The sequence below is a fragment of the Allgaiera indica genome, assembly GCF_900106675.1.
Classification (GTDB): domain Bacteria; phylum Pseudomonadota; class Alphaproteobacteria; order Rhodobacterales; family Rhodobacteraceae; genus Acidimangrovimonas; species Acidimangrovimonas indica.
In genome coordinates this window covers 30547-55957 of record NZ_FNOB01000008.1, presented here as the reverse complement: position 1 = coordinate 55957, position 25411 = coordinate 30547, and the positions used below count along the sequence as shown (strand labels likewise).

The 25411-nt window shown below is 67.5% G+C and carries 29 protein-coding genes; 14 read left to right on the top strand and 15 right to left on the bottom strand.

The annotated features are described in order from the left end of the window. The first annotated feature begins 93 nt into the window (after positions 1-93). The gene (locus tag BLV97_RS08935) at positions 94-534 is read left to right on the top strand and encodes a DUF3429 domain-containing protein (protein WP_035844749.1); all 441 of its coding nucleotides are present in this window, start codon (positions 94-96) and stop codon (positions 532-534) included. A gap of 3 nt (positions 535-537) precedes the next feature. Here BLV97_RS08935 and BLV97_RS08930 read toward each other — a convergent pair whose 3' ends face one another. Continuing rightward, positions 538-1878, bottom strand: a complete 1341-nt coding sequence (locus BLV97_RS08930; RefSeq protein WP_035844747.1) for a FliI/YscN family ATPase — start codon at positions 1876-1878, stop codon at positions 538-540. 58 nt (positions 1879-1936) lie between these two features. On the opposite strand from BLV97_RS08930, the gene BLV97_RS08925 reads away from it, so the two are divergent. From BLV97_RS08925 to BLV97_RS08885, 9 genes are read left to right on the top strand one after another with little or no spacing between them, the layout of a single operon-like run. After that, positions 1937-2356 (top strand): FlgB family protein, encoded by a 420-nt coding sequence (locus BLV97_RS08925; protein WP_321196753.1) that lies wholly within the window; start codon positions 1937-1939, stop codon positions 2354-2356. Between the two features lie 12 nt (positions 2357-2368). Continuing rightward, the gene (gene flgC, locus BLV97_RS08920; RefSeq protein ID WP_035844745.1) at positions 2369-2761 is read left to right on the top strand and encodes a flagellar basal body rod protein FlgC; all 393 of its coding nucleotides are present in this window, start codon (positions 2369-2371) and stop codon (positions 2759-2761) included. 12 nt (positions 2762-2773) lie between these two features. After that, a complete protein-coding gene (gene fliE, locus BLV97_RS08915; protein ID WP_035844743.1) occupies positions 2774-3064 on the top strand; it encodes a flagellar hook-basal body complex protein FliE in 291 nt (96 codons plus the stop codon). After that, the gene (locus tag BLV97_RS08910) at positions 3064-3336 is read left to right on the top strand and encodes a flagellar biosynthetic protein FliQ (RefSeq protein ID WP_373296451.1); all 273 of its coding nucleotides are present in this window, start codon (positions 3064-3066) and stop codon (positions 3334-3336) included. Before fliE ends, BLV97_RS08910 begins: the two co-directional genes overlap by 1 nt. Before the next feature lie 3 nt (positions 3337-3339). Next, complete coding sequence (locus BLV97_RS08905; RefSeq protein ID WP_035844741.1) at positions 3340-4056, top strand: flagellar hook-basal body complex protein; 717 nt, start codon at positions 3340-3342, stop codon at positions 4054-4056. A gap of 9 nt (positions 4057-4065) precedes the next feature. After that, on the top strand, positions 4066-4851 hold the full coding sequence (gene flgG / locus BLV97_RS08900; RefSeq protein ID WP_035844739.1) for a flagellar basal-body rod protein FlgG: 786 nt from the start codon (positions 4066-4068) through the stop codon (positions 4849-4851). After that, entirely contained in the window at positions 4851-5273 is a 423-nt protein-coding gene (gene flgA, locus BLV97_RS08895) for a flagellar basal body P-ring formation chaperone FlgA (RefSeq protein ID WP_035844737.1), read from the top strand. Before flgG ends, flgA begins: the two co-directional genes overlap by 1 nt. Positions 5274-5290: 17 nt before the next feature. Further along, positions 5291-6025 (top strand): flagellar basal body L-ring protein FlgH, encoded by a 735-nt coding sequence (flgH, locus tag BLV97_RS08890; RefSeq protein WP_035844735.1) that lies wholly within the window; start codon positions 5291-5293, stop codon positions 6023-6025. A 9-nt stretch (positions 6026-6034) separates the two neighbouring features. Next, the gene (locus BLV97_RS08885; RefSeq protein WP_035844733.1) at positions 6035-6592 is read left to right on the top strand and encodes a flagellar basal body-associated FliL family protein; all 558 of its coding nucleotides are present in this window, start codon (positions 6035-6037) and stop codon (positions 6590-6592) included. A gap of 26 nt (positions 6593-6618) precedes the next feature. On the opposite strand, the gene BLV97_RS08880 is transcribed toward BLV97_RS08885, so the two are convergent. The 10 genes from BLV97_RS08880 to BLV97_RS08835 all read right to left on the bottom strand — a co-directional run bounded on the left by BLV97_RS08880 (position 6619) and on the right by BLV97_RS08835 (position 16717). Continuing rightward, a complete protein-coding gene (locus BLV97_RS08880; protein ID WP_035844731.1) occupies positions 6619-6969 on the bottom strand; it encodes a hypothetical protein in 351 nt (116 codons plus the stop codon). Continuing rightward, positions 6969-8057, bottom strand: coding sequence for an EscU/YscU/HrcU family type III secretion system export apparatus switch protein (locus tag BLV97_RS08875; protein ID WP_035844729.1), 1089 nt, complete (start codon positions 8055-8057; stop codon positions 6969-6971). Before BLV97_RS08875 ends, BLV97_RS08880 begins: the two co-directional genes overlap by 1 nt. After that, positions 8054-8821, bottom strand: coding sequence for a flagellar biosynthetic protein FliR (locus BLV97_RS08870; protein WP_035844727.1), 768 nt, complete (start codon positions 8819-8821; stop codon positions 8054-8056). The genes BLV97_RS08875 and BLV97_RS08870 overlap by 4 nt, the downstream gene beginning before the upstream one ends. Continuing rightward, complete coding sequence (flhA, locus tag BLV97_RS08865) at positions 8818-10902, bottom strand: flagellar biosynthesis protein FlhA (RefSeq protein ID WP_035844725.1); 2085 nt, start codon at positions 10900-10902, stop codon at positions 8818-8820. Before flhA ends, BLV97_RS08870 begins: the two co-directional genes overlap by 4 nt. 16 nt (positions 10903-10918) lie before the next feature. Continuing rightward, on the bottom strand, positions 10919-11710 hold the full coding sequence (locus BLV97_RS08860; protein WP_143037504.1) for a transglycosylase SLT domain-containing protein: 792 nt from the start codon (positions 11708-11710) through the stop codon (positions 10919-10921). Between the two features lie 126 nt (positions 11711-11836). Then, the gene (locus BLV97_RS08855) at positions 11837-14191 is read right to left on the bottom strand and encodes a hypothetical protein (RefSeq protein WP_035844723.1); all 2355 of its coding nucleotides are present in this window, start codon (positions 14189-14191) and stop codon (positions 11837-11839) included. Further along, entirely contained in the window at positions 14188-15057 is an 870-nt protein-coding gene (gene motA / locus BLV97_RS08850) for a flagellar motor stator protein MotA (RefSeq protein WP_035844721.1), read from the bottom strand. Before motA ends, BLV97_RS08855 begins: the two co-directional genes overlap by 4 nt. Positions 15058-15146: 89 nt before the next feature. Then, complete coding sequence (locus BLV97_RS08845; RefSeq protein ID WP_035844719.1) at positions 15147-15752, bottom strand: MotE family protein; 606 nt, start codon at positions 15750-15752, stop codon at positions 15147-15149. Then, on the bottom strand, positions 15749-16180 hold the full coding sequence (locus tag BLV97_RS08840) for a hypothetical protein (RefSeq protein ID WP_035844717.1): 432 nt from the start codon (positions 16178-16180) through the stop codon (positions 15749-15751). The genes BLV97_RS08845 and BLV97_RS08840 overlap by 4 nt, the downstream gene beginning before the upstream one ends. A gap of 9 nt (positions 16181-16189) precedes the next feature. Next, positions 16190-16717, bottom strand: a complete 528-nt coding sequence (locus BLV97_RS08835) for a flagellar basal body-associated FliL family protein (protein ID WP_035844715.1) — start codon at positions 16715-16717, stop codon at positions 16190-16192. 156 nt (positions 16718-16873) lie between these two features. Between BLV97_RS08835 and fliF the strand changes: the two genes are divergently transcribed. Genes fliF through fliP form a run of 4 tightly spaced genes read left to right on the top strand, consistent with a single transcriptional unit; the run spans position 16874 to position 20158 of the window. Then, entirely contained in the window at positions 16874-18559 is a 1686-nt protein-coding gene (gene fliF, locus BLV97_RS08830; protein ID WP_051646193.1) for a flagellar basal-body MS-ring/collar protein FliF, read from the top strand. Further along, positions 18556-19155 carry a FliH/SctL family protein gene (locus tag BLV97_RS08825; protein ID WP_051646187.1) on the top strand — a complete coding sequence of 200 codons (600 nt, stop codon included), beginning with the start codon at positions 18556-18558 and terminating at the stop codon, positions 19153-19155. The genes fliF and BLV97_RS08825 overlap by 4 nt, the downstream gene beginning before the upstream one ends. After that, on the top strand, positions 19148-19435 hold the full coding sequence (locus BLV97_RS08820; protein WP_035844711.1) for a FliM/FliN family flagellar motor switch protein: 288 nt from the start codon (positions 19148-19150) through the stop codon (positions 19433-19435). Before BLV97_RS08825 ends, BLV97_RS08820 begins: the two co-directional genes overlap by 8 nt. A gap of 3 nt (positions 19436-19438) precedes the next feature. Then, the gene (fliP, locus tag BLV97_RS08815) at positions 19439-20158 is read left to right on the top strand and encodes a flagellar type III secretion system pore protein FliP (RefSeq protein ID WP_035844709.1); all 720 of its coding nucleotides are present in this window, start codon (positions 19439-19441) and stop codon (positions 20156-20158) included. A gap of 257 nt (positions 20159-20415) precedes the next feature. On the opposite strand, the gene BLV97_RS08810 is transcribed toward fliP, so the two are convergent. From BLV97_RS08810 to BLV97_RS08795, 4 genes are read right to left on the bottom strand one after another with little or no spacing between them, the layout of a single operon-like run. After that, positions 20416-21534: a flagellar basal body P-ring protein FlgI gene (locus BLV97_RS08810; protein WP_035844707.1), complete on the bottom strand. Its 1119-nt coding sequence runs from the start codon at positions 21532-21534 to the stop codon at positions 20416-20418. After that, positions 21534-22544 carry a flagellin gene (locus tag BLV97_RS08805; RefSeq protein ID WP_035844705.1) on the bottom strand — a complete coding sequence of 337 codons (1011 nt, stop codon included), beginning with the start codon at positions 22542-22544 and terminating at the stop codon, positions 21534-21536. Before BLV97_RS08805 ends, BLV97_RS08810 begins: the two co-directional genes overlap by 1 nt. A 10-nt stretch (positions 22545-22554) precedes the next feature. Beyond that, entirely contained in the window at positions 22555-24012 is a 1458-nt protein-coding gene (gene flgK / locus BLV97_RS08800; protein ID WP_035844703.1) for a flagellar hook-associated protein FlgK, read from the bottom strand. 13 nt (positions 24013-24025) lie between these two features. Beyond that, positions 24026-25336 (bottom strand): flagellar hook protein FlgE, encoded by a 1311-nt coding sequence (locus BLV97_RS08795; protein ID WP_176992643.1) that lies wholly within the window; start codon positions 25334-25336, stop codon positions 24026-24028. Positions 25337-25411 lie beyond the last annotated feature (75 nt).

Here is a 25411-nt window from a genome sequence, read left to right as displayed (position 1 = left end):
TCGACGACACTTCCCCGACCGCGAAGGAGGGACGATGCCGACCCAACTCGATTGCCGGATAAGACGGGAAGGCCCCAAAGCCAGGTCTGCGCCATGCCCCGCACGGTGCTGATCCTGGGCCTTATCGCGCTGGTCCCCTTCGTGTGGGGGCTGGCGACGATGCTGTCCGACGATCTGGCGGTGCTGAGCGCGCGCAATTTCGGGCCGCGGTTCCAGGGGCCCTATCTGCAGCTTGCGTGGGGGTCGGCGGTGCTGGCTTTTCTCAGCGGAGTGCTGTGGGGTTTTGCCTCGAAGGCGCCGGCGGGGGTGGCGGCGACGGGATATCTGATGGCGGTGATCCCGGCGGGGTGGGAATTCCTGTTCGTCGGCGGCGGGCCGGTGGCGGCCTCGGTCTATCTGGTGGCGGGGATGGTGGGGATCCTCGGGATCGACTGGCTGTTCTGGCAGCAGGGCCTGGCGCCGCATTGGTGGATGCAGGCACGGGCGATCTTCACCGCCGTTGCCGTGGTCTGCCTGTTGCCGATCGCGGCCTAAAGGTTAGGCGCGCGGCCGCGCCGGCGCCAGACAGGTTTCCAGCCGCGCGAAGCTTTCGGCGACGCCATCGGGCGCGTCCTCGGCCAGGAAGGCATCCAGCGCGGGCCAGACTTTCAGCGCGGCGTCGACCATCGGGTCCGACCCAGGTGCATAGAGCCCCGCCTGTATCATCATCTCGGCCCGGTCATAGGCGCCCAACAAGGCCCGGGCCTCCTTGATCAGCCGGTTTTCCGCGGCATCCGCCGCTTCGGGCAGCGCCCGCGAGACCGAGCGCAGAAGGTCGATCGCGGGAAACCGCCCACGTTCGGCGATCTTGCGGTCCATGACCACATGGCCGTCGAGCACGCCGCGCAGGATATCGGCGACCGGCTCTTCCATGTCCGATCCCGGCACCAGAACGGAAAAGACCGCCGTGATGTCGCCGGCCTGGCCCCGGCCCGGGCCCGCGCGTTCGGCCAGCGACATGATCATATGCGCGGTCGACGGCGGATAGCCGCGCAGGCTGGCGTTCTCGCCCGCCGCCAGGGCCACCTCGCGGTGGGCTTCGGCGAAGCGGGTGACCGAATCGGCCAGCAGCAGTACCTGCCGGCCCTGATCGCGGAAATGTTCGGCCACCGCCATGGCGGCCCAGGCGCAGCGCCGCCGCACCAGCGGCGACTGATCCGAGGTCGCGGCCACCACCACCGAGCGCGCCATGCCCTCTGGCCCCAGCACCTCCTCGACGAATTCGCGCAATTCGCGGCCGCGCTCGCCGATCAGGGCGATCACCACGATATCCGCCGCGACCCCGCGCGCGAATTTCGCCAGAAGCGAGGACTTGCCCACCCCCGAGCCGGCGAAAAGCCCGATCCGCTGCCCTCGCACCAGCGGCAACAGCGTGTCGAAGACCGCGACCCCGGTCGCCAGGCGTCCGCCCATCCGGTGCCGGGTGGCGGCCGCGGGTGCGGGCGTGCGCAGCGGACGAGAGCCAAGCCCGGGAAACAGGGGCCGCGCATCCAGCGGCGCGCCGAAAGGGTCGACGATGCGGCCGATCCAGCTGTCATCGGGGGCGATCCGTGCCGGGCCCAGCAGGGTGACGCGGTCGCCGATCGCCAGACCCTCTGGATCGCCGTCGCACAGAATCGTCACCGTTTCGGCGGACAGGCGCAGGATTTCGCCGCCGACCCGGTCGCCCGCGGCGCTTCGTATCTCGACCCGGTCGCCCAGTGTGGCGCCCTTGGCCAGGCCGCTTGCCTGCAAAAGCCCGCCCGCCAATTCACTGATCCGGCCGGTGCGGCGCACCGGCGTCAGGCCCGCGATCCGGGCGCGCAAGCTGTCGAAACCGGGGGCCGCTGCCTGTGGCATGATCCGTTTCTCCTGTGTCCGGCCTTACGGTTTCTAAAGGAATCACCATTAAGCCTTGATGAAACCGATCGAGGGAGAAGCCCCGATGTACCAGAATCTCGCCATCCTCAGGATGGCCGGCCAGATGGCAGGCAATGCCGCGCTCCGCCAGTCGGCGGTGGCGCAGAACGTCGCCAATGCCGACACCCCCGGCTACAAGGCCGTGGATGCCCCTTCCTTCGCTGAAACCTATCAAGCAGATCAGGCCCTGACATTGCGGACAACGCGGGCGGGGCATCTTGGCGCCGCGGGCGGGCAGGACACGCCCCGCCTGGCGCCGCGCAGCGATCCGGGCACCGAGTCCCCCAATGGCAACACCGTCTCGCTGGAGGGCGAGATGGTGCGCGCGGCCGAACTGCGCCATCAGCACGACATGGCGCTGGCGATCTACAAGACCGCGCAACAGGTGCTGCGCACCAGCCTCGGGCGGCAGGGTTAAGGGGGGCGCGCGATGACTGATCTGATGAAAAGCCTGGCGATTTCCGCCACCGGAATGGGGGCGCAGGCGCAGCGCCTTCGCCATGTGTCCGAGAATGTCGCCAATGCCGACACGCCGGGCTACCACCGCAAGACGATTTCATTTGCCGCGGAAATGCAGGGCGGCAAGGCCACCGGCGGGGTCTCGCCCGGCCCCGTCGCGCTGGATCGCGGCCCGCTGGCGCGGATCTTTGATCCGGGCAATCCGCTGGCGGACCAGACCGGCCACTACGACGGCTCGAATGTCGATCTGGTGGTCGAAATCGCGGACGCGCGCGAAGCGCAGCGCAGCTATGAGGCGAACCTCAAGATGTTCGACCAGGCGCGGCAGATGTCGTCCAGCCTGCTCGACCTGTTGCGCCGATAGGAGGGGTCCAGAATGGATATCAATACCTCGATCGCCGCCCGCGCCTATAGTCAGGCGCGTCCGGCAACCCAGCCGAACGAGGCGGAAAACGGCGCGGGCAAAGCCTTCGCCGACGCCGCCGATGGCTTCGCCCTGACGCTACAGAAGGGGGAAGAGACCGCGCGCGCCGCGATGGTCGGCAGCGCCGATCCGCAGGCGCTGGTTCAGGCCCTGGCCGAGACCCAGCTTGCCGTCGAGACCGCCGTGACCGTGCGCGACAAGGTGGTCGAGGCCTACCAGGAAATCCTGAGGATGCCGGTCTGATGCTGGGCGAGGCCATCATATACGACACGCTGCGCGCGGGGTTGTGGATCGCGGTGAAGATCTCGGCGCCGCTTCTGGCGGTGGCGCTGGTCGCGGGTGTCGCGGTGGGCCTGATCCAGGCGCTGACCTCGGTGCAGGAGATGACGCTGACCTTCGTCCCCAAGGTCGGCGCGATGATCGTGGTCTTCTGGGTGTCGATGTCGTTCATGACCTCGACACTGGTGGATTTCTTCACCCAGCGCCTGGTGCCGCTGATCGCCGGGGGGGGCTAGGCGATGGACAATGCAAGCTACACCACGCTGACCCGCCAGTCTGGCCTGATGCGGCAGATGTCGGTGGTGGCGAACAACATCGCCAATGTCTCGACCACCGGCTTCCGGCGCGAAGGGATGATATTTGCCGAACATATCGCGCGGCTCGACGGGGCGGAGCCATCGCTTTCCATGGCCACGGCCACCGTGCGGGCGGTGGATCTGCGTCAGGGCGGCTTGGCCCAGACTGGCGGCGCCTTCGATTTCGCGATCGACGGGGCGGGGTTCTTCCTGGTGCAAACCCCGCAGGGCGATCGGCTGACCCGCGCCGGCAGCTTTACCCCCAACCAGGATGGCGAACTGGTCACGCCCGATGGCCACCGCGTGCTGGATGAAGGCGGCGCGCCGATCTTCATCCCGACCGAAGCCAAGCAGATCAGCCTGGCCGCGGATGGCACGCTGTCGGCCGACGGCCAGCCGATCAACAAGGTCGGCCTGTACCGCCCCGCCGATCCAACCGATCTGAACCACGAGGCCGGCACGCTGTTTCGCGCCGACAACGGAGTGGAACCCGCGCCCGGGGCGAAACTGCGCCAGGGCTATGTCGAGGAATCGAACGTCGATCCGGTGCGCGAGATCAGCCGCATGATCGCCGTCCAACGCGCCTATGAACTGGGCCAAGGCCTGCTTGACCGCGAGGATCAGCGCATCCGCGGTGTCATCGAAACCCTTGGCCGATAGGAGGCCCGCATGAGAGCCCTGCAAATCGCCGCCAGCGGCATGACCGCCCAGCAACAGCGGGTCGAGGTCGTGTCGAACAACCTCGCCAACATGTCGACCACCGGCTACAACGCCCGCCGCGCCGAATTCGCCGACCTGCATTATCAGCAACTCGTCCGCCCCGGCACCGTGAACGCCGAGGATGGCACATTGCTGCCCACCGGGGTCCAACTGGGCCTGGGTGTGCGGCCCTCCGCGGTGTCGGTGACGCTGGCGCAGGGCTCATTGAGCCAGACCAACGGCGACCTGGACGTGGCGATCGAGGGCAGGGGCTATCTGGAGGTCACGCTGCCCTCGGGCGTGTCGGCCTACACCCGCGACGGGGGGCTGAAACGCTCGTCCGAGGGGCAGATCGTCACTCCGGACGGCTATCCGGTGGTGCCCGGCGTCACCATCCCGCGGGAGGCCAGCAGCATTTCGATCAACGGCGCGGGCGAGATCTACGCCTACTTCCGCGACCAGGTTCAGCCGCAGCTGCTGGGACAGTTCACGATGGCCAATTTCACCAATGAAAAGGGGCTGGAGGCGATCGGCTCCAACCTGTTCCTTGAAAGCGCGGCCTCGGGGCCGGCGCAGGTGGCGACGCCCGGGCAGAACGGGCTGGGCACGCTGCGCCAGGGATTTCTGGAGGAAAGCTCTGTCGATGCGGTGCGCGAGGTGACCGAATTGATCAAGGCTCAGCGCGGCTATGAGCTGAATGCCAAGGTGATCACTGCCGCCGATCAGATGCTTGGCGCAACGACACAGGTGCGCTGATGCGGGGAGTATTGATCCTTTTGCTGATGCTCGCGCCGCCCGCAGGGGCGCAGACGCTGATCGCGGCGCATACCATCCGGGCGCGCGCGATCCTGGGACCCGAGGACCTTTCGACCATCAAGGCGCGGGTGCCCGGGGCGCTGTCGCAGGCCGCGGACGCGCTGGGCAAGGAGGCGCGCGTAGTGCTTTACGCCGGCCGGCCTATCCGCGCGGGCGATATCGGCCCGCCGGCGCTGGTTGATCGAAACCAGCGCGTGCGGCTGGCCTATCGCCGCGGCGGGCTGATGATCCGCGCCGAGGGCCGCGCGCTGGGTCGCGGTGGCGTGGGTGACGCGATCCGCGTGATGAACACCGATTCGCGCAACACGGTATCCGGAATCGTCCAGGCGGATGGCTCGGTTGTCGTCGGCGATGCCCCATGAGGCTGAAGGAGAAAACGATGCCCCACCTGATCCTGCCCCTCATCGCGCTTTTCGCGCTGCTGACCAGTTCGGCCTGCGGGCGGCTGGCCGATGTCGGCAAGGCGCCGGCCTTCACGCCGCTGGGGACAGGCCAGCACAATGCGATCTACGATCAACCCACGGTGGCGGCCACCCGCGGCGCCGATCCCTCCGGTCATGCCTCGCTTTGGACGGGGTCGCGCAAGTCCCTGTTCGGCGACCGACGGGCGGGCAATCGGGGCGATATCCTGACCGTGGTGATCCAGATCGACGACAAGGCCGAGATCTCGAATTCCACCGGGCGCTCGCGCGACGGATCGGAAAGCATGGGCATCCCGCAGATGTTCGGCCTGCCGCAGCGCATCGACGCCCAGCTTCCCGCCGGCGCCTCGATGGCCGATGCGGTCTCGGCCTCGGGGTCGTCCAGCTACAAGGGCTCGGGCTCGGTCCAGCGCAACGAGAAGCTGACGCTGCGGATCGCGGCCACGGTGGTGCAGGAACTGCCCAACGGGGTGCTGCAGATCCAGGGCTCGCAGGAGGTGCGCGTGAACAACGAATTGCGCGATCTGGTGGTCACCGGCTATGTGCGCCCCGAGGATATCACCCGCACCAATGAGATCACCTATGACAAGATCGCGGGGGCCCGGATCGCCTATGGCGGGCGCGGCCAGATCAGTGATGTGCAGCAGCCGCGCTATGGCCAGCAGATTACCGACATCCTGTTGCCGTTCTAGGGGGATCGGATGCTGAGCATGCTGTTTCCCGTCGTCTTCCTGCTGGTCGGTCTTGGCGCCGGGGCGGGCGCGGGCGTCTTCCTGCGCCCCCCTGCCGAGGCCCCGGCTGAAACCGCCGCTGCGGGTTCTGGTGCGGCCCCGGCCGGAGGCCACGGCGACGCCGCCAAGGGGAAGGGCCACGACGGCAAGGGCGAAGCTGCCAAGGCCGATGATGGGCAGGGCGAGGGCACGGAGGATTCCGGCAGCCATGATTTTGTCAAGCTCAACAACCAGTTCATCGTACCGGTGCTCGAGCATGGGCGCGTCAGTTCCCTGGTGATCATGTCGCTCAGCCTCGAGGTTTCCGTCGGCGGGCGCGACCGCGTTTTCGCGCTGGAGCCGAAGCTGCGCGATGCTCTTCTGCGGGTGATGTTCGACCATGCCAATTCCGGCGGGTTCGATGGCAACTTTACCTCGGGCAACAACATGTTGGTCCTGCGCGATGCGCTGAAAGAGGCCGCCTTCAAGACCCTGGGCCCGATCCTGAAGAACGTGCTGATCATCGACATGTTGCGACAGGACGCCTGAGGCCGGCCTGCTGACCCCGCGCCGCTCTAATCTCGCGGTTTGCGGGGGGCGTTCCGGGCCGCCAGCCGCGACAGCGCCTCGGTCCGGCCGAAGGCGTGGGCGGCCTTGTCGCGGGCTTCCATCCACTCCGCCGTCTGCTTTGCGAGCCGGGTGTTCAGCTCGGCCCGCCGCAGATCGGCCCAGCGCTGATAGCGCAGCGCCGCAAGCCCCACCGCAACCGGGGACAGATCCGATGTGGCCTGTGCCGGTTGCGACAAAGTCTCTAATGCGGCCAATGAGGCCTCTTTGCGCCGCGCCGCCGCGCGCAGTTCGGCCAGATCGACCTCAAGTGCCATGCGGGCAAGACGGTGCAGGTCGACGAGGCGCGCGTCAGCCATCAGGGGCGCCTTGCCTTGGCCTTGGCGCGCATCGCCTCGGCGAATCGGATGGCGGCGGCGACGGGGCGATACAGGTCGCGCGGGATCTCCTGGCCGATTTCGACGGCGGCATGCAGCGCACGGGCAGTGGGCGGATCGCGCTGGATCGGCACGCCGGCGGTTTGAGCGGCCTCGCGAATGCGGGCGGCGATCTCGTCGGTGCCCTTCGCCAGGCAATGGGGCGCGCGGCCACTGTTGCGATCCCATTTCAGCGCCACCGCGTAATGGGTCGGGTTCACGATCACCACGTCGGCTTGCGGAACCTCGGCCAGCATCTTGTTCATGGCAATCTCGTACCCGCGCCGGCGGCGGGCCTGCTTCATGTGTGGATCGCCTTCGGATTGCTTCGTCTCGTCCTGCAGATCCTTGCGCGACATGCGGTTCTTGCGCAGATGTTCGTGCCGCTGCCAGAGGTAGTCGATGGCGCCCATCGCCGCGCTGAGCAGCAGCACCATGAACAGGAATTCCAGCAAAAGCCGTAGCAGAAGCGCCGTCGACTGGCCGGGCGCCAGCGCCATCGTGCCCAGGATCGAGGGCATCCGGGCGGTCAGGAAAATGCCCAGGATGGCCGAGACCAGGATCAGCTTGACCAGGCTCTTGGCGAACTCGAACAATCCCGAACGCCCGAACTTGTTCTTCGCCGTGGCGATCGGCGAGATCCGCGACAGTTTCGGCTTCAGCTTGTCGGGCGTCACGGTCACCGCGCGTTGGGCAACAAGCGCGACGATGACCAGAACGGCCGGAATCAGGAAGAACGGGGACGCGCCGGTCAGCACCGCGCCGATCAGGCCTCCCACGGGGGCGGTGGCGCCGTCGCGCAGCAGCGTGACCATCCGATCCGGCTGGTCGAGCAAGACGCTGCCGGCGCTGCCGATCTTCATCAGCGCCGCCGGCCCCAGCGCCATTCCCGCGACCAGCAGTCCCGCATAGCCCGCCGCCGTCGTCAGTTCGGGCGAGCGCGGCACCTCACCGCGTTCGCGCGCGTCGGCTAACCGCTTCTCGGTCGGCTCGAATTCCTTCTCTGTCTCGTCGTCGTCGGCGCCGCTCATTTTGGCATTCCGAAGGGATTGGCCAGAAAGGCCGAGAACGCCTCGGACCACAGCCCCAGCATCAGCGGCGCCGCGATCATCAGCAGCGCAAGGCCCCCGAAGGTCAGCGCCGGGGCGCCGACGAAGGCCACCATCAGCTGCGGCATGGCCCGGTTGATGGCCCCGAGCGCGGCGTTGTAGATCGTCGCGGCGATGACGAAGGGGGCGGCCAGGGAGAAGGCAAGAGAAAAGGCGCGGGCGATATGGGCGATGCCCCAGCGCGACAGATCCCCCGCCCCCGGAAATCGCCCCGGCGGCAACATGTCGTAGCTAAGGATCAGCGCCTGGGCCAGGCGGACGTGCAGCCCGGTCGCCACCGCCAGCGCGAAGCCCGCGATCATCAGGATCTGGGCGATGGCGGGTTGCGGATCGGCCCCCGCGCCGCCGAAGAATTGCGACAGAGAGGTTGCCTGCGCCGCCATCGTGCCCGCCATTTGCAATACCTGGATGAACAGCCGCAGGACCGCGCCCAGCGCCAACCCGATGACGGCTTCGGTCATGATCGGCCACACCCACCCGGCATCGACCGGCAAGCGGCCCTCAACCGAGGGCGTGACGATCGCGGTGAAGGCGAACGCCAGCACCAGGCGGATACGGGCGGGGATGCTTTGTTCGCCGAAGCCGGGAAGCAGCGCCATCGCCGCGCCGACGCGCAGAAACACCAGTGCGGCGGCGGCGAACCAGCCCCGTGTCTCGCCCGAAAGCTGGACCAGCGCGTCGATCATGCCGCGACGGTACCGACCAGGGCAGGGCGCGCCTCCAGTCCGATTTCCTCGAACGAAAGGACCGGTGCGTTCAACCCCTTGGCGGACATCACCGTGCGCAGGAAACGCCGCCGGCGGGTCGAGGTGACGATCGCGGGAAAGGTTCCGGCTTCGCCGGCGCTTGCCAGGTTTTCCGCCAGCGCGGTCGCCAGACGATTGAACCGTTCCGGCGGCAGCGCAACGTCGGGTGCGCCGCGGTCGCTGTCGATCTGATAGGTGGCGAAGGTTTCCTCCCACTCCGGGGCAAGTTGCAAGAGCGGCAGCGTTCCGTCCGGGCGGCGCAGTTCGGCGACCAGCTGAAACCCCAGGCGCTGGCGCACATGTTCGCAGATCGCCTCGGGCGAGGGGGCGGTCTGGCGGACCTCGGCGATCGCCTCAAGGATCAGCGGCAGGTTGCGGATCGAGACGCGTTCCTCCAGCAGAAGCTTCAGCACCGACAGCAGCTGATCCATGGGCACCTTTTCGGGGACCAATTCGTCCAGAAGGCGGCGGTTCGCCTCTGCCCGGGCGGGATCAGAGAGGTTCGCGAACTCCTCCATCAGCCGGCGCAGGCCCCGCAGGCTGAGCAACCGGGCCAGATTGGCGCGCAGCACCTCCAGCAGATGGGTGGCCAGAACCTCGGCCGGCATCACCACGGTGGTGCCGGAAATCGCGGCCTCTTCCTGCGCGTCGGGAGGCAGCCAGCGGGCGGGCGCGCCATAGACCGGTTCCTTCACGTCCTCGCCCGGCGGGGTGAAGGCGCCGTCGTCGGTCAGCAGCGCCAGCACCTTGTCGGGGTGCAGCCGGTCGCGCACCTGTTCGACGCCCTGGATGCGGATGCGGTAGGTGCCGGGGGGCAGGCTGGCCTCGTCCGTCAGGCGCATTTCGGGCAGGATCACCCCATAGGTCGCGGCGACATGCTTGCGCATGTTGGAGATGCGGGCATCAAGGCCGGTCGCGGGATCAAGCACCATCGTTACCAGATCCGGGGCGAATTCGACATGGATTTCATCCAGGTCCAGAACGTCGCCCAGCGGGCGTTCCGAGGTGGCTTCGTCGGGTTCCGGGGCTTCTGCCTCTTGCGTGGCGCGAAGGCTCAGCCGGTGGCTGTGGAACGCGGCGAACCCCAGCCCGACCGCCCCGACCACGAAGGGCAGGAAGGGCAGACCGGGTATCAGCGCAAGCAGCGCCATCAGCACGGCGACCGTCCCCAGCGCAGCCGGATGCCGCCCCAGCTGGCTGAACAGCGCCAGATCGGTTGCGCCGATCGCCCCCCCGCGCGCCAGCAGCAAGGCGGCGGCGACCGAGATGATGACCGCGGGGATCTGGCTGACCAGCCCGTCGCCCACGGTCAGGATCGCGTAGGTCGTGAACGCCTGACCCAGCGGCATGTGATGTACCGCCACGCCCATCACCAGCCCCATGACGATGTTAAGCAGCGTGATCAGAAGGCCGGCCACCGCGTCGCCCTTGACGAACTTCGACGCGCCGTCGAGTGAGCCGAAGAAGGTGGTTTCCTGTTGCTCGGTCTCGCGGCGGCGCTTGGCTTCGTCATGGTCGATGGCACCGGCGGACATGTCGGCATCAATCGCCAGCTGCTTGCCGGGCATCGCGTCCAGGGCAAAGCGCGCGCCGACCTCGGCCATGCGGCCCGCGCCCTTGGTGATCACGATGAAATTGACGATCAAGAGCACGCAGAAGACCACCAGGCCCAGCAGGACGGATCCGCCCATGATGAAGCTTGCGAAGCCTTCGATCACATGGCCCGCGGCGGCGGTGCCGGTGTGGCCCTGGCCGATGATCAGCTTGGTGGACGAGACGTTGAGCGACAGCCTCAGCATCAGCGACGCCAGCAGGATCGTCGGGAAGGCCGAGAAATCCAGCGGTCTTTCGATGAAAAGCGTCACGGTGAACATCAGGATCGCCAGCGCGAAAGAGGCGGCAAGGCCGATGTCCAGCACCCAGGCCGGCATCGGCAGGATCATCATCACGATCACCGCCATCAATGCGAGCGCCAGCAGGATCGTCGGGCGAAACAGGGTGGCAAGACTAAGTTTCGGCATGTGTCCGTACCCCTGTTCAGCCCTGTGGCGCCGATGCGGCAAAGAGCGACGGCCCAGGCGCGCGGCGTGGTACGATCGACCCAAGCCCCGCCGACTGGCCCGCCTGCAGCAGCGGATAGCGGTTGGGCCCAGAGCCGCCGCCGTCCGGCGCTGGGTTGCGCAGGGCGCCCTCGGACACGCGGGCCGCCTCGGTCGTCGGCTTGGCCCCGGTCAGAGCGGTGAAATATTGAGAGAACCGCGCTTTGTAGCGGCGCGCCAGTTCGGGCGTGCGTGAATGATAGGCCCCCGCGGCGCGGGTCCAGTCGCCGAATTCGTCATATAGGGTACGAAGGAAACGCGCTGCATATAGCGCGTTGGCTTGCGGGTTGAACATGTCGGTGAATGAGGCGAAGGCCCCGCCGTGCCAGCGGTAGTTGAGCTGGAAACAGCCCAGGTCAAAGCTGCGTGCCCCGGCTGAGTGACGCTCGTCGATGAAGGCGAGCGCGGCATCGCGGGTCGGGAACCAGTGGCCCTTGCCTTCCATGTTCACGGTCCAGGGCCAGGGGCGGGTGGTGCCGCCCCTGCGGCGTCCGGTTTCGGTCAACGAGATCGCCTGAAGAACGGAGACGGGAACACCGGTCGCGCGGGCCGCATGGTTGGTGGCGGCATCGCAAAGGGCCGACAGATCCGCCTTGTTTGCCGCAGCGGCACGGGCGGGAGTGGCGCCGGTCAGGAGGATGCCCGCGCAGACTAGGGCGCCCGCCAGACCACGGTCGAGCACCGAGATTACGGAGACCAGGGCGCGGACGATACCGCTATTGTCGGGCATTCTGCCATTTCTCTTGCAGCGTGATCCGGGGCGGGGTCCGGTCATGTCGGCTCCTTGTCGCGGGCAGCCTTCTGGCGTCCCGCGGCCAACCCTAGGCGCGATGTCTTGCGATTCGGTAAGCGGGGCTCAATTGGTCGGTGTCGCGGCTGGCTGCCCGGTGTGCGAGGCCCCGGCATCGGTTTGAAGCCGCTCTTCCAGCAGGTCGTCCAGCGCCGCGCGCGCCTCGCGACTGGAGGAGATCAGGGCGCGCCCATAGGCCAACGGGGCCGACGCGGCCTCTGCCGGTGGCGGGCGATCAGGCAGTGACAGAACCTTTCTTTGCACTTTGGTTCCCGTCTCGCGGGCGGTTGCCCAATCGCCCCCGCGCCAGGCCTCGACGCCCTGGCGATCGGTCTTGCCCAATGCGGCGTATAGCTGTGCTGCTGCCCGATGGGCCCCGGTCAGGCCAAGCGCGCGAGCACGCAGAAGCTGGGCTTCGGGCGCCTCCATCGCGCCTAGCGCATCCAGCGCCGCCAGACCGTCGCGGCGTTCCAGCGCCGCGCGGGCAAGGCGCAACCGGCGATCGTCGTCGGGCACTGGACCAGCGTCGAGCCAGGCCGTCGCGGCCCGAGCGAAGCCCAGCGCCAGCAGACGATCCGACAGCTGAAGGCGGATGCCCGCGTCAAGCTCGGGATCGGGTCCTTGCAAGGCGATCTTCAGCAAGGCTTCGTCATCGCCGTTCGCCGCGAGCATCTGCCAGAGGCGCTTGCGACCCGATGGATCCTTGCCGTTGACGGCGAAGGCCTCGGTGAAGCGGCCGACCGAGGCCAGGGCTGTCGCTTGGGCCCGCGTCAGCCGCGCGCCCATCTGGGTGCCGCGATGCACATGCGCCAGGGCGGCCACGGCCTCGATCCGGCGGGGATCGACCGGCTCGCCGCGATTGGTGCGGCTTTCGATCAACAACACCATCGCCTCGGCCGAAAGCGCACCGTCGGCGGCGACCACGCGCGCCGCCTGGGCCTCGGCCCGTTCGGGACGGCCCTCGGCGATATCGATCCGGGCGTCCAGCAGTTGGATGCCGGGGCCGGGCTTGCCGGCGGCGCGGGTGACCGAAGCGCGCAGTGCCCGGGCGGTTTCGGTATCGCCCAGCACCAGAAAGGCGTTCGACAGCCGCGGGCCCAGCATCCGGCGCAGATGCAGCGGCAGCCCCGAGAAATTGCGCCGCACCGCCTGGGCGTCGACCGGGTCGCCCGGGGCCGGGGGGGGCACGGCCAGCATCGACCATAGCGCCGCCTTGCCCGGACAGGCGGCCAGGCCGGACAGCGCATTGGCCAGCTTGGGGCGTTCCTCATCGAAGATCGCTGAAAGCGCCAGCAGGATTTCGTGCGTGTCGCCGCCGTCGTTTGGGAAGGCGGTCAGGACATTGCGCGCCTCCGCCCCGAAACCGAAATGAAGATAGGTGCGCGCAAGATCGCCTACCGCATCCGGGCCGGGGCGATCGAACTCTCCGACCAGGGCGCGGCGGCGGGTCGCGAATTGCCCGGCGGGCGAGGTGTCGTCGGCCCAGGTTTCGATGGCGAAGGCTTCGTCGGGCGGGCAGGAGCCGCCCTGGGCCGAAATGCCGGGCGCGGCGGAAGCCGCGGCGTCGCGGTCCAGGACCGTTCTGATACGCAGGCGGTCCTGGCCCCCGTCCGTGTCCCCCTTTGCGCCGGTCGGTTCGGCAGGGCCGGCCTGGGCAGGCATCTGCGCGGTGTCCTGGCCGGCCGTTTGCATCCGGGCGTCTGCCGTTTCAGAGGGCGGCTTCGCATGGGATTTCGGCGGCGGGGCAGAAGCGGGATCGGTGTGCTGATCATCCCCGTCTGTCGGATGCTGCGGCAAGGCGATCTGGCGCGGATCTATTTCGATGAGGCCCTGGGCGCCGGCTCGGGAAAGCTGATTGAGCAGTGCCGCCCGACCGCGGGCGATTGCGGGGTTCGGGGCGGCGGGCAGGTCGATCTTCGGAGGCGGAGGGGCCGGAAGCGGCACAAGAGGTACCTCGCGCCAGTCGTAGCCGGCCACCGGCGGCCTTGCCGGCACCGGGGGACGGGGGCGTGGCGCAACATCGGGTGGCAGGGGCCGCTCGAAGGGCGAATTCGCAGGCGCTGCTCCCGGGCGGATGTCGATCACCAGGCGGGTGCTGCGGAAGGGAAAAATCTCGGCGTGACAGGCGCAGGCCAGCCGCAGGGTCAGCCGGCCCGTCGCATCATCGGCCGAGATCGCGGCAAGTCGGGTCTTCGGGATCTTGTCGAAGGCACGCGATAGATCGAACTGCACCGCACCGCGCCCCAGGCGCAGCTGATAGCCATCGTCGAGACGGCCGAACTGCCATCCTTCGGCGGGTTCTGCAAGCGGCAGGACCACGCGCGAGAAACCATCATGTTCGCCCGTCCGCACCGCGATCACCTCGGCTTGTGCGGCCGGGGCGATCGCGGTCAGCGCGGCAGCAAGCAGCAGTCGCCTCATGCCGCGTCCTGCTTCAATTCGCGCAGGGCCTCTTCGAGATCGGTGAACGAGGGACGCACCTGGTGCGGCGCGTTCTGGCGCCCCACCTCGATGCAGATGTTCGTTGGATGATTGTAAAGATTGGCGATCAGCACTTCGCGGATGAGCTGATAGAAATGCGCATCCTCTTCGGTCACGGATTTCACCCTGCTCGCCATCGGGCCGATGAAACCATAGGCGATGAACACGCCCATGAAGGTGCCCACCAGCGCGCCCCCGATCATTCCGCCCAGGATCTCGGGCGGCTGGTCGATCGAGCCCATGGTCTTGATCACCCCCAGCACCGCCGCGACAATCCCCAGCGCCGGCATGCCGTCGGCCATCGACTGCAGGGCGTGGCTAGAATGCATCGCGTGGTGCTGATGGGTCTCCATCCGCTTGTCGAGCACCTCCTCGACCTGGTGCGGGTCGTCATAGTTCAGCGAGGCCGCGCGCAGCGTGTCGCAGATCAGCTCTACCGCCTCGTGATCTTTCAGGATCTTGGGGTACTTTGCGAAGATCGTCGAATCGTTGGCGGCCTCGATATGCTCTTCCAGGCCGACGGGGTTGGACCGGGCGACGCGGATCAATTCGTACAGCAGGCAAAGCAGATCGCGGTAGTCGCCTGGTTTCCACTTCACCCCCTTGAAGACCTTGCCGACGTCCTTCAGCGTGGCCTTCACGCCGCCGAAATCGTTCGACAGCAGGAAAGCGCCGATGGCGGCGCCGCCGATCATGGTCAACTCGTAGGGAAGCGAATGCAGGATGATCCCCATCTTGCCGCCGGCCATCAGATAGCCACCGAAGACCATGACGAAGACCGTGATGATACCAACGATTCCGAGCATCCGGGGGACTCCTGCGGGTTGCGATGCCTAGCCAGAGGCCAGACTCGCAGAACGGGGTTAAGATAGTCTCTCGGCCTGTCGGAAAGCGACTAGTCGCGCGGCGCGGCGGCGTTGCGTCCGGCCAGGATCACGCTGACGGTATAGGCCGTTTGCGGACTCAGCCCCGACAGGATCGCCGCGGCAGAGGTGGGGGGCATCCGGCCCAGGAAACCGGCGGCGAATTCGGGAGCCATCTGCTCGAACACGGCCGAGGCCTGTTTCGGCTTCATGGCCGCGTAGACCTCGGTCAGGCGGGCGACATCCTGATCCGCGGCGCTGTCGGCGATGGCGATGGTCTTGGCCAGTTTCTCTTCGGCGACCTTCAGGGCAGCCAGCTTTTCCGAAACCATCTTCTCGGTCACTGCAAGCGCCTGGCGCCGGTCGTTCAGCGCGGCTTCCAGCCGCGCGGCGCGGGCCTCGCGTTCCTGCAGCGCGGTGACCAGCGGCATGGCGAGGCCGTCGGTGGCCGAACAGGTCTTTGGCGTGGCTGCCGCGCCGTGATTCTGGTCGGACTGGGGCGCCGCGCCGACCGCGGCGCTGACGCCTGAGCCGACGCGGATCGCGCCGGCCAGGACGAACAGGACGATGATCACCGCCAGGGCCCCGCGTCCCGCGCGGCGGCGCGGCGCCGAGGCCTTGGTCTGCCGCGCGCTCATTCTGCCGCCTCCGTCAGGACCAGCGGATCCGTCCGGCGCGAGCGATGGCGCGTGAAGCGCAGCTTGCGCTCCGCGCCCGGGTCGTGCGGGGCATCGGAGGCCGGACCGGACACGGGCCCCGAAGCCTGGCCTGCGGCGGGCGCCTGGGGAAGGTCATGTAGCGACGCCAACAACAGCTCGATCCGGCCCGCGACCTCTTCGGCCCGGTTGGTCAGGCTGGTCAGGTTCTCGGACGAGGCCGCCGCCGTGCCCTGGGCGCGCGACAGCGCCCGGGTCAGGTCGTCGACTTGTGCGGACAGGACCGCGATCGCCCCGCCCATGCCCGATTCCAGCTTCGTGAACCGGGTCAGACGGCGCGACAGAACATAGCAGTAAAGCGCCGCCGCAAAGGCGCCAGAGGCCAGCAAGATATCGGAAATCACGGTCATCTAGGCCCCTCAGTTCAGAACGAATTCCGTCACCAGAAGGTCGCGCACGCGCCCCTCTCCGGTGACGATCTGGATGCGGCGCAGCATCTGGGCGCGCAGCCGGACCAATGCGGCAGGGTCTTCGATCTCATGCACCTCGATGGCACGGAGATAGCCGTTCAGCACATCCAGGATGCGCGGCATCAGTTTCGCCACCTCCTCTTGATGGCTGCGCTCGACTTCCAGCTGCGAGGAAAAGCGCAAATGCTTCGAACGGCTTGCCGGCCCAAGCGAGATGACCAGCGCATCGACCGGCACGAAGGCGATCTTGGCCAGTTCCGCCGCATTCGCTTCCCCCGCGGCCTTTTGATCCTTCGTCTGACCGCTGCCATGGCCATCGGCCGAGGCCGCGGAATCCGGCCCCCCCAGCAGCAGGCCGCTGTAGGTGGCGAAGAAGCCGCCCCCAGCGCCGGCCAGGGCCAGCACCAGCCCGATCACCAAGGGCAGTTTGGATTTCTTCTTGGGCTCGCCCTCTTCAAGGGCCTCGTCCTCGGGCATCGGATCCTCCGACATCGGGACGCGGATGGCCCCGACTTCACTGTGTCGAGAAACTTTCTACACGGTCCGGGCTAACCGATTCTTAAGCCCGATCGTTCATTCAGAACGTCGACCGGGGCAGAACGCCCCCCGAAACGGAGAAACGTCTTGGAGCAGATGCTGTCGCTTTGGCGCGGACTGGACGGACGGCGCCGGATGATCGTCGTGGCGGCGACGCTGGCGATGTTCGTTGCGGTGCTGGGCCTTTCGCGAATGGCGACGCAGCCGACGATGACGTTGCTATATGCCGGTCTCGACGCCAGTTCCGCGGGTGAAGTGGTGCGCGCGCTCGATCAGCGGGGCGTGGCATATCAGGTGCGGGGCGATTCGATCTGGGCCGACGGGGCGCAGCGCGATGCCCTGCGCATGACACTTGCCGCCGAAGGGCTGCCGGCCAACGGTGCCGCGGGCTATGAATTGCTGGACGGGCTGTCGGGATTTGGCACCACCTCGCAAATGTTCGACGCCGCCTATTGGCGGGCGAAGGAGGGCGAGTTGGCGCGCACCATCGTCGCCAGTCAAAACATCCGTGCGGCGCGGGTGCATATCTCCTCTAGCCAGCCGTCCCCATTCCTCAAGCGCCCGCGCCCTACTGCCAGCGTGACGGTGACGACGGCACAGGGAACGCTGCCCGAATCCCAGGTCAAGGCGCTGAAATATCTGGTGTCTTCCGCAGTGGCCGGCCTCCAGCATGAGGATGTCGCGGTGATCGATTCCGCAGGCGGGCTGCTTCAGGGGGGCGCCGACAAGCCTGGTGCTGTGCAGGCGGCGGGCGACCGCGCGGCCCGGCTGAAGCAGAACGTGGAACGCCTGCTGGCGGCCCGCGTGGGACCCGGCCATGCGGTGGTGGAAGTCAGCCTGGAGACCGTGAACGAGCGCGAATCGATCACCGAGAAGCGTTTCGACCCGAAAGGCCGTGTGGCGATCAGTTCGGACACGCAAGAGCGCAGCAATTCCTCGCAAGGCGGTGGCGGTGGCGGTGGCGGCGGCGCGGTGACCGTGGCGTCCAATCTTCCCACGGGCGACGCCGGCGCCGGCGGCATGAAAAGCCAATCGAGCGACACGGAAACCCGCGAGAGGGTGAATTACGAGGTGTCGCAGACCCAGCGTCAGCTGGAGCGTGGCCCCGGGGCGATCAAGCGGCTCAGCGTCGCGGTTCTTGTCGATGGTCTTCGTACGACTGGCGCCGACGGCACCAAAGGCTGGGCCCCCCGCCCCGAGGCCGAACTGCAGGCACTGCGCGATCTGGTGGCCTCGGCGGTCGGTTTCGACAAGGCGCGGGGCGATGTGATCACACTGAAGACGCTGCAATTCGAAACGCTGGCCGCCCAGGGGACCGCGGCGGGTTCGGGAATGTTCGCCGGAATGGCGCTCGATGTCATGAGCCTAATCCAGATGGCAGTACTGGCGCTGGTGGCGCTGGCGCTGGGGGTCTTCGTGCTGCGGCCGATTCTGAGCTCGGCGCGGCCTTCGGTCGAGGCCGGCGCGCCGCCGCCCGGCCTGCCAGCGCCGGACGGGCGGGGCGCGGGGAAGGATGCCGGATTGCCGGGGCTGGCCAGCGATCTGCCGCGCGTGGTCAGCGGAGAGATCGACATGGGTGGCCTGCCTGAGCTGCCGGCCTTCAACCCCGACATGCCGGGCATGGGGATGGGCATGGGCCTGGATGGCGGCGATGCCACGGGCGGCGAGGACGAGGACCCGGTCGCGCGACTGCGCCGCCTGATCGAAGAGCGCCAGGAAGAAACCGTCGAGATCCTGCGCAACTGGATGGAAGATCGTGACGACAGCAAGGAGCGGGCATGATGGCGGGCCGATTGCAGCTAGAGGTGTTCGAAACCGAAAAGGGTGCCACCGATGCACTGCTGATGGAGCAGGCCCAGATCGAGGAGATTCGGCTTGAATCCTTCGAGCAGGGCTACAAGGCCGGTTGGGACGATGCGGTTGCTGCAAACGCGCAAGAGCAGGAAAAGATCGGCGCCGATCTGGCGCGGCACCTGCAGGCATTGTCCTTCACCTATCATGAGGCACGGGCCAATGTGATGCGCTCGGTCGGGCCGCTGCTGTCGGATATCGCGGCCAAGCTGTTGCCCGCCGTGGCGGCGGAAAGCCTGGCGCCGATGATCGTCGAGCGGGTGATGTCGCTGGTCGAGGTCCGGGCCGAGGTGCCGGTGACGATACTGGTCAATCCGAAGACGCGCGCCGCCGTCGCCGCGGTTCTGGCGGCGCAAGAGGCGCTGCCCGTCGTGCTGGAGGATGAGCCGACATTGGGCGAGGGCCAGGCGGCCCTGCGTTTCGGCGCCGTCGAGGATCGGATCGACCTTGATGGGACGGTGGAGGCGATCTGCGCCGCGCTGGCCGAATATTTCACCCAGGCGGAACAGGAGCGCACAGATGGATGACGCGACCCCGGCGGCCGAAAGCGACCCGGTGAACCCCTTCACCCAGGTCCCGATCGAGATCGTCATCTCGGTGGGAAAGAGCCGCCCCCTGGTCAGGGACCTGTTGAAGCTGCAGGCCGATTCGGTGCTGCCGTTGGACCGGCGGGTCGACGACCCGGTCGAGCTATATGTCGGCGGCCGGCTGATCGCCCGGGGTGAGCTGCAGGAACTGGAAGGAGAGCAGGCGGGGCAGTTGGCGGTGCGCCTGACCGAGGTGGCCTCGCTTTCGGGAGGGCTCTAGTCGATGCGCGCCTGGGCGCTTGTGGGCCTGTTGCTGATGCTGGCTGTGCCCGCTTCGGCGCAGGAGATCAACCTGACGCTTGGCAATGACGCGACCCTTGCGGGACGGTCGATCCAACTGATCGCGCTGATCACGGTGCTAAGCCTGGTGCCGGGCCTGGCGATCATGGTGACCTGCTTTCCCTTTATCGTCACAGTGTTGTCGATTCTGCGCCAGGCGATCGGGCTTCAGCAATCGCCACCCAACATGTTGATCGTCAGCCTGGCGTTGTTTTTGACCTATTTCGTGATGGAGCCCACCTTCGTACGAGCTTGGGCCGACGGCGTGCAGCCGCTGCTCAACGGGGATGCCAACGTCTCGGCCGCGTTGCAGGCGACGATCAAGCCCTTCCGCAGCTTCATGGCGGCGCGGCTGGATCCGGCGACTTTCGATGCCATGCGGTCATTGCGCCCTGACGCGGCGGGGCTGTCGGCGGGTCAGGCGCCGCTGTCGGTCCTGATGCCGTCGTTCCTGCTATCCGAAATCCAGCGCGCCTTCGAGATCGGCTTCCTGATCTATCTGCCCTTCCTGATCATCGACCTGGTGGTGGCCGGGGTTCTTATGTCGATGGGGATGATGATGGTGCCGCCGGCGATCGTGTCGATGCCGTTCAAGTTGGCCTTCTTCGTCGTTGCCAATGGTTGGAGCCTGATCGCCGGGGCGCTGGTGCGCGGCTACATGTAGGCCCGTCTCGCGCCCGCTTGTACGCGCGTCGGCGGCCCGGCCACGCTCCGCTCTTCGGGCCGCTCGCTTCGCCGCGGCTGCCCGGAGCCGCTCATCTCCCGGGCCCTTCCCCTTTTCGCGGCCCCTTCCCGGCCCCGTCGAGGGTCCTCTCTGGGCCAGGTCATCGACCGATCTCAGGACAACCGCCTGCCGGGGCGTGCGGAGTGCGGCTTGGGGGATGGGCCGGAGCGGGGGCCGCGCGTCAACACCGCACGAAATCAACGCACTACGAATTCTGCGTGCAGGGCTCCGGCGGCGCTGATGCTTTTGAGAATGTCGATCATGTCATGGGGCGCCACCCCCAGCGCGTTCAGCCCGGCAACGACCTCGGACAGCGATGTTGTCCCGGCCACTTCCGCCAGACCCTTGCCCGGTTCGGTCTGTATCTGGGCGTTGGTGCGCGGCACGACGACCGTTTCCCCCTGCGCGAAGGGGTTGGGTTGCACGGCAATTGGCGCCTCTTCGATCCGCAGCGTCAGGTTCCCCTGGGCCACGGCGACGCGGCTGATACGTACATCTTGCCCCATCACGATCGTGCCCGAACGCTGATCGACGACCACGCGGGCCTTCTGCTCGGGCTCGACGGTCAGGTTTTCGATCCGTCCCAGCGCATGGGCGGGAGAGGCCATCCGAGTGGCGCCGATATCGAGTGCCACCGTGCCGGCGTCCGTCATCACCGCGACTCGGCGGCCGAAGCTGCGATTGATGCGCTGCTCGATCCGGGCGGCGGTGGTGAAATCGGGATTGCGCAGCGCCAGGCGCACGGCCTTCAGCCCGCCGAAGTCGAATTCCACCTCACGCTCGACCCGTGCGCCGGAGGGGATAGACCCGGCGGTGGGCACACCCTGGGTGACGCTGGCACCCTGGCCCTTCGCGGCAATGCCGCCGGCGATGATCGCGCCCTGCGCCACGGCATAGATCTTGCCGTCGGCACCGTTTAGCGGTGTCATCACCAGGGTGCCGCCGAGCAGGCTTGAGGCATCGCCGATCGCCGAGACCGTCACATCGACGCGGCCGCCGGCGCGGGCAAAAGGCGGCAGGCTGGCGGTGACCAGCACCGCGGCGACATTCTTGGGGCGGAACTGTTCGCCCGCCACGTTCACCCCCAGCCGCTCTAGCAGGTTGGCCATGATCTCTTCGGTGAAGGGAGCGTTGCGCAACCCGTCGCCGGTGCCGTTCAGGCCGACGACAAGGCCGTAGCCCACCAGATCGTTGCCGCGCACCCCGTCGAATTCGACCAGATCCTTGATCCGGATCGCGGCTGCCGAGGCAGGCGCTGGATCGGTGGCGGCGACACCGGCGATCAGCGCCAGAAACATGAAGGGACGGCGCAGCATCACAGATAGTCCGTCAGCGACAGGCGCGTCAGCCGCGCGGTGATGGAATATAGCGTCTCCAGCTGCATTTGCGTGGTCTGCAACTCGGTTGCCGTTTCGAACGGGTCGATCGACAGCAGGTCGTTGCGTGCCATCTGCAGGGCGAACTGTTCCGCGGTGTTGCGGGTCTGGGCAGAGGCGACGCGTTCCTGCGCGACCCCCAGCCGCGCCTGCAGGGCGGACCAATCGCCCTGGGCGGACAGCAGATCCTCGCCCGCGCGCGAGGCCAGCGCCGCGCGGGCCGCGGTGTCGCCGGGCAGGACCCCCTCGTCCAGGACCGCAGCCGTGGCCAGCGCCTTCAACGTGCCGCGCAGATCCTTGTCGTCGGCGCGCGCGCCGATCGAGACGCGCACGCCTTCGCCGATGGTCAGCGGGCTGAGCGACTGATTGCTGCCCAGATAGCCGATCGTTTCAAACCCCGCGGGGTCGTCGAACCAGTCCGAGACCGCCTGGGCCACATCGTCGGCCGTGGTGGCGCCCGCTGCTCCGATGGCGGTAACCAGGGCGGCCATGATCGTCGCCCCGTCGGCCACCGCAGGGGCGTTGGTGGTAGTCCCCGCAAACAGGCTGCGGTCGCCTACCCGCGTGTTGAGCCGTGACAGCGTGGTCTCGAAGCGGCTGCGGGCCTCGGCCCCGATCGCATCCACATGCGAGGGCTGCCCCGCCTGCGCGGCCGTCATCAGATCGGGGGCGAGCGAGGTCGCCTGATCACTGATCGCGCCAAGCGCGCTTTGCATGGCCTCCGTCAACACAGTCGCTTCGCGAGCGGCCAGGTTGAAGGCGTCGATCCGCGCCAGGCTGCGCTCCAGCCCCGCGAGCTGCGAGAAATCGCCCCCCACGCGGTGGCCCACATCCTGTACCCGGCCGGTGGACAATTCCTGGCTTTGCCGAAGCAGATCGCCCTTGAGCCGGGCGTTGTGGCTGCGCAGCAGGAAACTTTGCGCCATGTCACCAAGTGAGACGAGTGCCATCGCTTCCCTCCTAGATCTGCAACAGCTGGTCGAGCAGTCCGCCCAGCGTCTGAAGCACCTTGGCGTTGGCGCCATAGGCCTGTTCGAGGATAAGCATCTTCTGCATCTCCTGATCGGTATCGACGCCCTTTTCCAGCATCAGCGTCTGCAAGGTGTCGGACCGCGCCGCCGCATAGCTGGCCGCGCCCTCGGCGTTCTGGCGGTTGGTGCCGACGCGCGACAGCAGGTCCGCGGTCTGCGCGCCGAAGCCGATCGCCGAGTTGCTGAGTCCCCCGCTGACCGCGGCCCGCGGCGCGCCCAGAGCGGTTTCCATCGCGTTCAGGATCGCCGCGTTGCCGACCGGGCCGGGGACGGTGGCGCCGATCCCGTCGCGCAGCCGCCAAAGAGCGCCCCCAAATTCGGGCACCACCGCGCCGTGAACCGCGATGCGCCCGGCAAGGCCGGCCTCCAGCGTCGGATCGACGGCGACGCCAGCGTCGGTGAAAAGCCCCGGATCGCCGGGCGCCAGGGTCGGGTCGACGCTGGGGTCGGCGAAACGCTCGATCAGGTCGCGCGCAAGCCCGTCCAGCTGCGCCTGTGCTGTCGGTGCCAGACCGTCGCGCAATTCGAACTGCGCGGCGAGGGTGCCGCCCGCGATCAGCCGCGCGCCGCCATCGGTGGCGATATCCCGGCCATTCAGCGTCAGCCCCGAAAGTGCGCCAGAGGCCAGGGTCATGTCCGCCGTCACCAGCGAGACGGGCGTGAAGCCGAAGCGCGCGGTCTGCCCGTCCTGCAGCATGGCGCCGCCGGTGGTGAACAGCGCCACCTGGTTGTGGTCACGCGATATTTCGAGGATTGGCACGACGTCCGAGATCTGGTCGATCAATTGCTGGCGCTGGTCCATCAACGCCGAGGCATCGTGCCCGGCGGCGGTTTCCGATCGGATCTGCCGGTTCATCGTGGCCACGCGATCCAGCGCGTCGTTCAATTGTCCTACCTGGTGCGCGATCGCCTGTTCGGCGCCGGTGCGTGTGGCCTGGATCAGGTTCGAGACGCTGTGGAACTGCTGGGTGATGCGCTGGGCCTGGTTCAGAACCGAAGCCAGCCTGGCATCCGAATTGGGCATGCTCGCGGCCTGCAGCAGGGACGCGTCGAAGGCGTCCACGAGCTGGCTGAGCGCGCCCTGGCTGTCGGGCGTGCCCAGCGCGCCCTCTAGCGCAGCGTGGAATTTGGCAGCGACTCCGGTGGATCCGGCCGCGGCATTGGCGATGCGCCGGTCGGTCAACAGCGCCTGGTCGACCACGCGCGTGACACCGGCAACCTGCACGCCCGCCCCGGCGGTGCCCAGGGTGCGCGACGTCAGGCTCAACTCGCGCCGGCCGTAGCTTGGGGTGGAAGCGTTGGCGACGTTGGACGAGACCAGTTCCACCCCCCGCGAGGCGGCGTTCAGCCCGGATAGGGCGTTGTTGAGGGCGGAACCGATCGTCATTGCCTAGTCTCGATCATCGTTTGATGTTGGTGGTTTCCTGCAGCATCTCGTCGACGGTCTGGATCACCTTGGCATTCGACGAATAGGCGCGCTGGGTCTGGATCAGATTGGTCAACTCGCCCGCGACATCCGTGGCCGACCCTTCGCGCGCGTAGCCCACCACCGGCCCGGTCGGCCCGTCACCCGCATTCCACAGGAAGAACGATCCCGATTCGGGCGACACCTGGTAGGTCTGGTTGTTGCTCGCATAGAGGCCGTTGGGATTGGACACGTCGACCAGTGGGATCTGATAGATCCGCCGGGTAAAGCCGGTATCGTAAGTCGCGGTGATATAGCCGTTCTCGTCGATCTCGACCGCGGTCAGGTTGCCGACGGGAGAGCCGTCCTTGGTGATCGAGGTCGGCGCGAAGCTGTCAGACAACTGCGTCAGCCCGTTCGGATCGCCCAGTTTGCCGATCGTCATGGTCAGCGGACCGCCCGCAACGGTCAGGGCCAGCTGGCCCGAGGTGGCATCATAGGCGCCGCCCGAGATCGCGGTGACCGAAGACAACGTGCCGCCATTGCCGCGGCTGTCGTCAAAAGTCAGCGTATATTGCCCGATCACCGCGCCGGCCTGGGCGGAATCGGCGATCGTCATGGTCCATTCGTTCGAACTGCCGCTGGCCGGAACGGTGGGCGCGAAAGAGATATCCAGCGTCTCCGAGGTCCCGAGATTGCCGAAATATTCGACCGACAGCGGCAGCGTATCACCCGCAGACCCGGCTTCGGTTTCCGTGGCCGGCAGGTTGACGCCCAGGTTCATCGCGGTGGTCGGGTCGCCGGCGGTCTGGTTGGCATTGATCACCACCGGCTCCAGTCCCGAAACCGTGTCACGCGCGAAGGTCGGGATCGTGCCGTCGGCATCCGCCGGCCACCCCAGAAGCACCAGCCCGGATTCGGTGCGCAGCACGCCGTCGCTATCGGTGCGGAAGGAACCGGTCGTCGTCATCATCATCGGCTTGTCGCCGCCGGAGGTCGCGTTCATGCTGACCGCAGGGGTAACCGGAAGCATGCCGCGCCCGGCGATGGCGATGTCCAGCGGATGGCTGGTCGAAACCAGCGCGCCGCGCTCGTCGATCAACCGCATACTAGAGGCACGCACGCCCCCCGCGGAATAGGTGCCGCTGCCCGAGTTGCCCGAGATCACCATCGACTGGAATTCGGTCTCGGCGCGTTTGTAGCCGTAGGTGCCCGAGTTCGAGATGTTGTCGGCAATCGTGGCAAGCCGCGCGGAATTGGCATTCAACCCCGCGACACCCGCGTTGAGAGAAGAGGAAATCGTCATCAAGGCACCTTTCTGCTGCATCGACTCCTGTTGCAGGCAGAATGCGGGCGGGGTCTTAATATCGCGCTAATGGCG

What these genes read in the sequence shown, in the direction of transcription:
- BLV97_RS08935 (WP_035844749.1), top strand. Translation starts at nt 94, where the DNA reads ATGCCCCGCACGGTGCTGATCCTGGGCCTTATCGCGCTGGTCCCCTTC.
- BLV97_RS08930 (WP_035844747.1), bottom strand. Translation starts at nt 1,878, where the DNA reads ATGCCACAGGCAGCGGCCCCCGGTTTCGACAGCTTGCGCGCCCGGATC.
- BLV97_RS08925 (WP_321196753.1), top strand. Translation starts at nt 1,937, where the DNA reads ATGAAACCGATCGAGGGAGAAGCCCCGATGTACCAGAATCTCGCCATC.
- flgC (WP_035844745.1), top strand. Translation starts at nt 2,369, where the DNA reads ATGACTGATCTGATGAAAAGCCTGGCGATTTCCGCCACCGGAATGGGG.
- fliE (WP_035844743.1), top strand. Translation starts at nt 2,774, where the DNA reads ATGGATATCAATACCTCGATCGCCGCCCGCGCCTATAGTCAGGCGCGT.
- BLV97_RS08910 (WP_373296451.1), top strand. Translation starts at nt 3,064, where the DNA reads ATGCTGGGCGAGGCCATCATATACGACACGCTGCGCGCGGGGTTGTGG.
- BLV97_RS08905 (WP_035844741.1), top strand. Translation starts at nt 3,340, where the DNA reads ATGGACAATGCAAGCTACACCACGCTGACCCGCCAGTCTGGCCTGATG.
- flgG (WP_035844739.1), top strand. Translation starts at nt 4,066, where the DNA reads ATGAGAGCCCTGCAAATCGCCGCCAGCGGCATGACCGCCCAGCAACAG.
- flgA (WP_035844737.1), top strand. Translation starts at nt 4,851, where the DNA reads ATGCGGGGAGTATTGATCCTTTTGCTGATGCTCGCGCCGCCCGCAGGG.
- flgH (WP_035844735.1), top strand. Translation starts at nt 5,291, where the DNA reads ATGCCCCACCTGATCCTGCCCCTCATCGCGCTTTTCGCGCTGCTGACC.
- BLV97_RS08885 (WP_035844733.1), top strand. Translation starts at nt 6,035, where the DNA reads ATGCTGAGCATGCTGTTTCCCGTCGTCTTCCTGCTGGTCGGTCTTGGC.
- BLV97_RS08880 (WP_035844731.1), bottom strand. Translation starts at nt 6,969, where the DNA reads ATGGCTGACGCGCGCCTCGTCGACCTGCACCGTCTTGCCCGCATGGCA.
- BLV97_RS08875 (WP_035844729.1), bottom strand. Translation starts at nt 8,057, where the DNA reads ATGAGCGGCGCCGACGACGACGAGACAGAGAAGGAATTCGAGCCGACC.
- BLV97_RS08870 (WP_035844727.1), bottom strand. Translation starts at nt 8,821, where the DNA reads ATGATCGACGCGCTGGTCCAGCTTTCGGGCGAGACACGGGGCTGGTTC.
- flhA (WP_035844725.1), bottom strand. Translation starts at nt 10,902, where the DNA reads ATGCCGAAACTTAGTCTTGCCACCCTGTTTCGCCCGACGATCCTGCTG.
- BLV97_RS08860 (WP_143037504.1), bottom strand. Translation starts at nt 11,710, where the DNA reads ATGCCCGACAATAGCGGTATCGTCCGCGCCCTGGTCTCCGTAATCTCG.
- BLV97_RS08855 (WP_035844723.1), bottom strand. Translation starts at nt 14,191, where the DNA reads ATGAGGCGACTGCTGCTTGCTGCCGCGCTGACCGCGATCGCCCCGGCC.
- motA (WP_035844721.1), bottom strand. Translation starts at nt 15,057, where the DNA reads ATGCTCGGAATCGTTGGTATCATCACGGTCTTCGTCATGGTCTTCGGT.
- BLV97_RS08845 (WP_035844719.1), bottom strand. Translation starts at nt 15,752, where the DNA reads ATGAGCGCGCGGCAGACCAAGGCCTCGGCGCCGCGCCGCCGCGCGGGA.
- BLV97_RS08840 (WP_035844717.1), bottom strand. Translation starts at nt 16,180, where the DNA reads ATGACCGTGATTTCCGATATCTTGCTGGCCTCTGGCGCCTTTGCGGCG.
- BLV97_RS08835 (WP_035844715.1), bottom strand. Translation starts at nt 16,717, where the DNA reads ATGCCCGAGGACGAGGCCCTTGAAGAGGGCGAGCCCAAGAAGAAATCC.
- fliF (WP_051646193.1), top strand. Translation starts at nt 16,874, where the DNA reads ATGCTGTCGCTTTGGCGCGGACTGGACGGACGGCGCCGGATGATCGTC.
- BLV97_RS08825 (WP_051646187.1), top strand. Translation starts at nt 18,556, where the DNA reads ATGATGGCGGGCCGATTGCAGCTAGAGGTGTTCGAAACCGAAAAGGGT.
- BLV97_RS08820 (WP_035844711.1), top strand. Translation starts at nt 19,148, where the DNA reads ATGGATGACGCGACCCCGGCGGCCGAAAGCGACCCGGTGAACCCCTTC.
- fliP (WP_035844709.1), top strand. Translation starts at nt 19,439, where the DNA reads ATGCGCGCCTGGGCGCTTGTGGGCCTGTTGCTGATGCTGGCTGTGCCC.
- BLV97_RS08810 (WP_035844707.1), bottom strand. Translation starts at nt 21,534, where the DNA reads ATGCTGCGCCGTCCCTTCATGTTTCTGGCGCTGATCGCCGGTGTCGCC.
- BLV97_RS08805 (WP_035844705.1), bottom strand. Translation starts at nt 22,544, where the DNA reads ATGGCACTCGTCTCACTTGGTGACATGGCGCAAAGTTTCCTGCTGCGC.
- flgK (WP_035844703.1), bottom strand. Translation starts at nt 24,012, where the DNA reads ATGACGATCGGTTCCGCCCTCAACAACGCCCTATCCGGGCTGAACGCC.
- BLV97_RS08795 (WP_176992643.1), bottom strand. Translation starts at nt 25,336, where the DNA reads ATGACGATTTCCTCTTCTCTCAACGCGGGTGTCGCGGGGTTGAATGCC.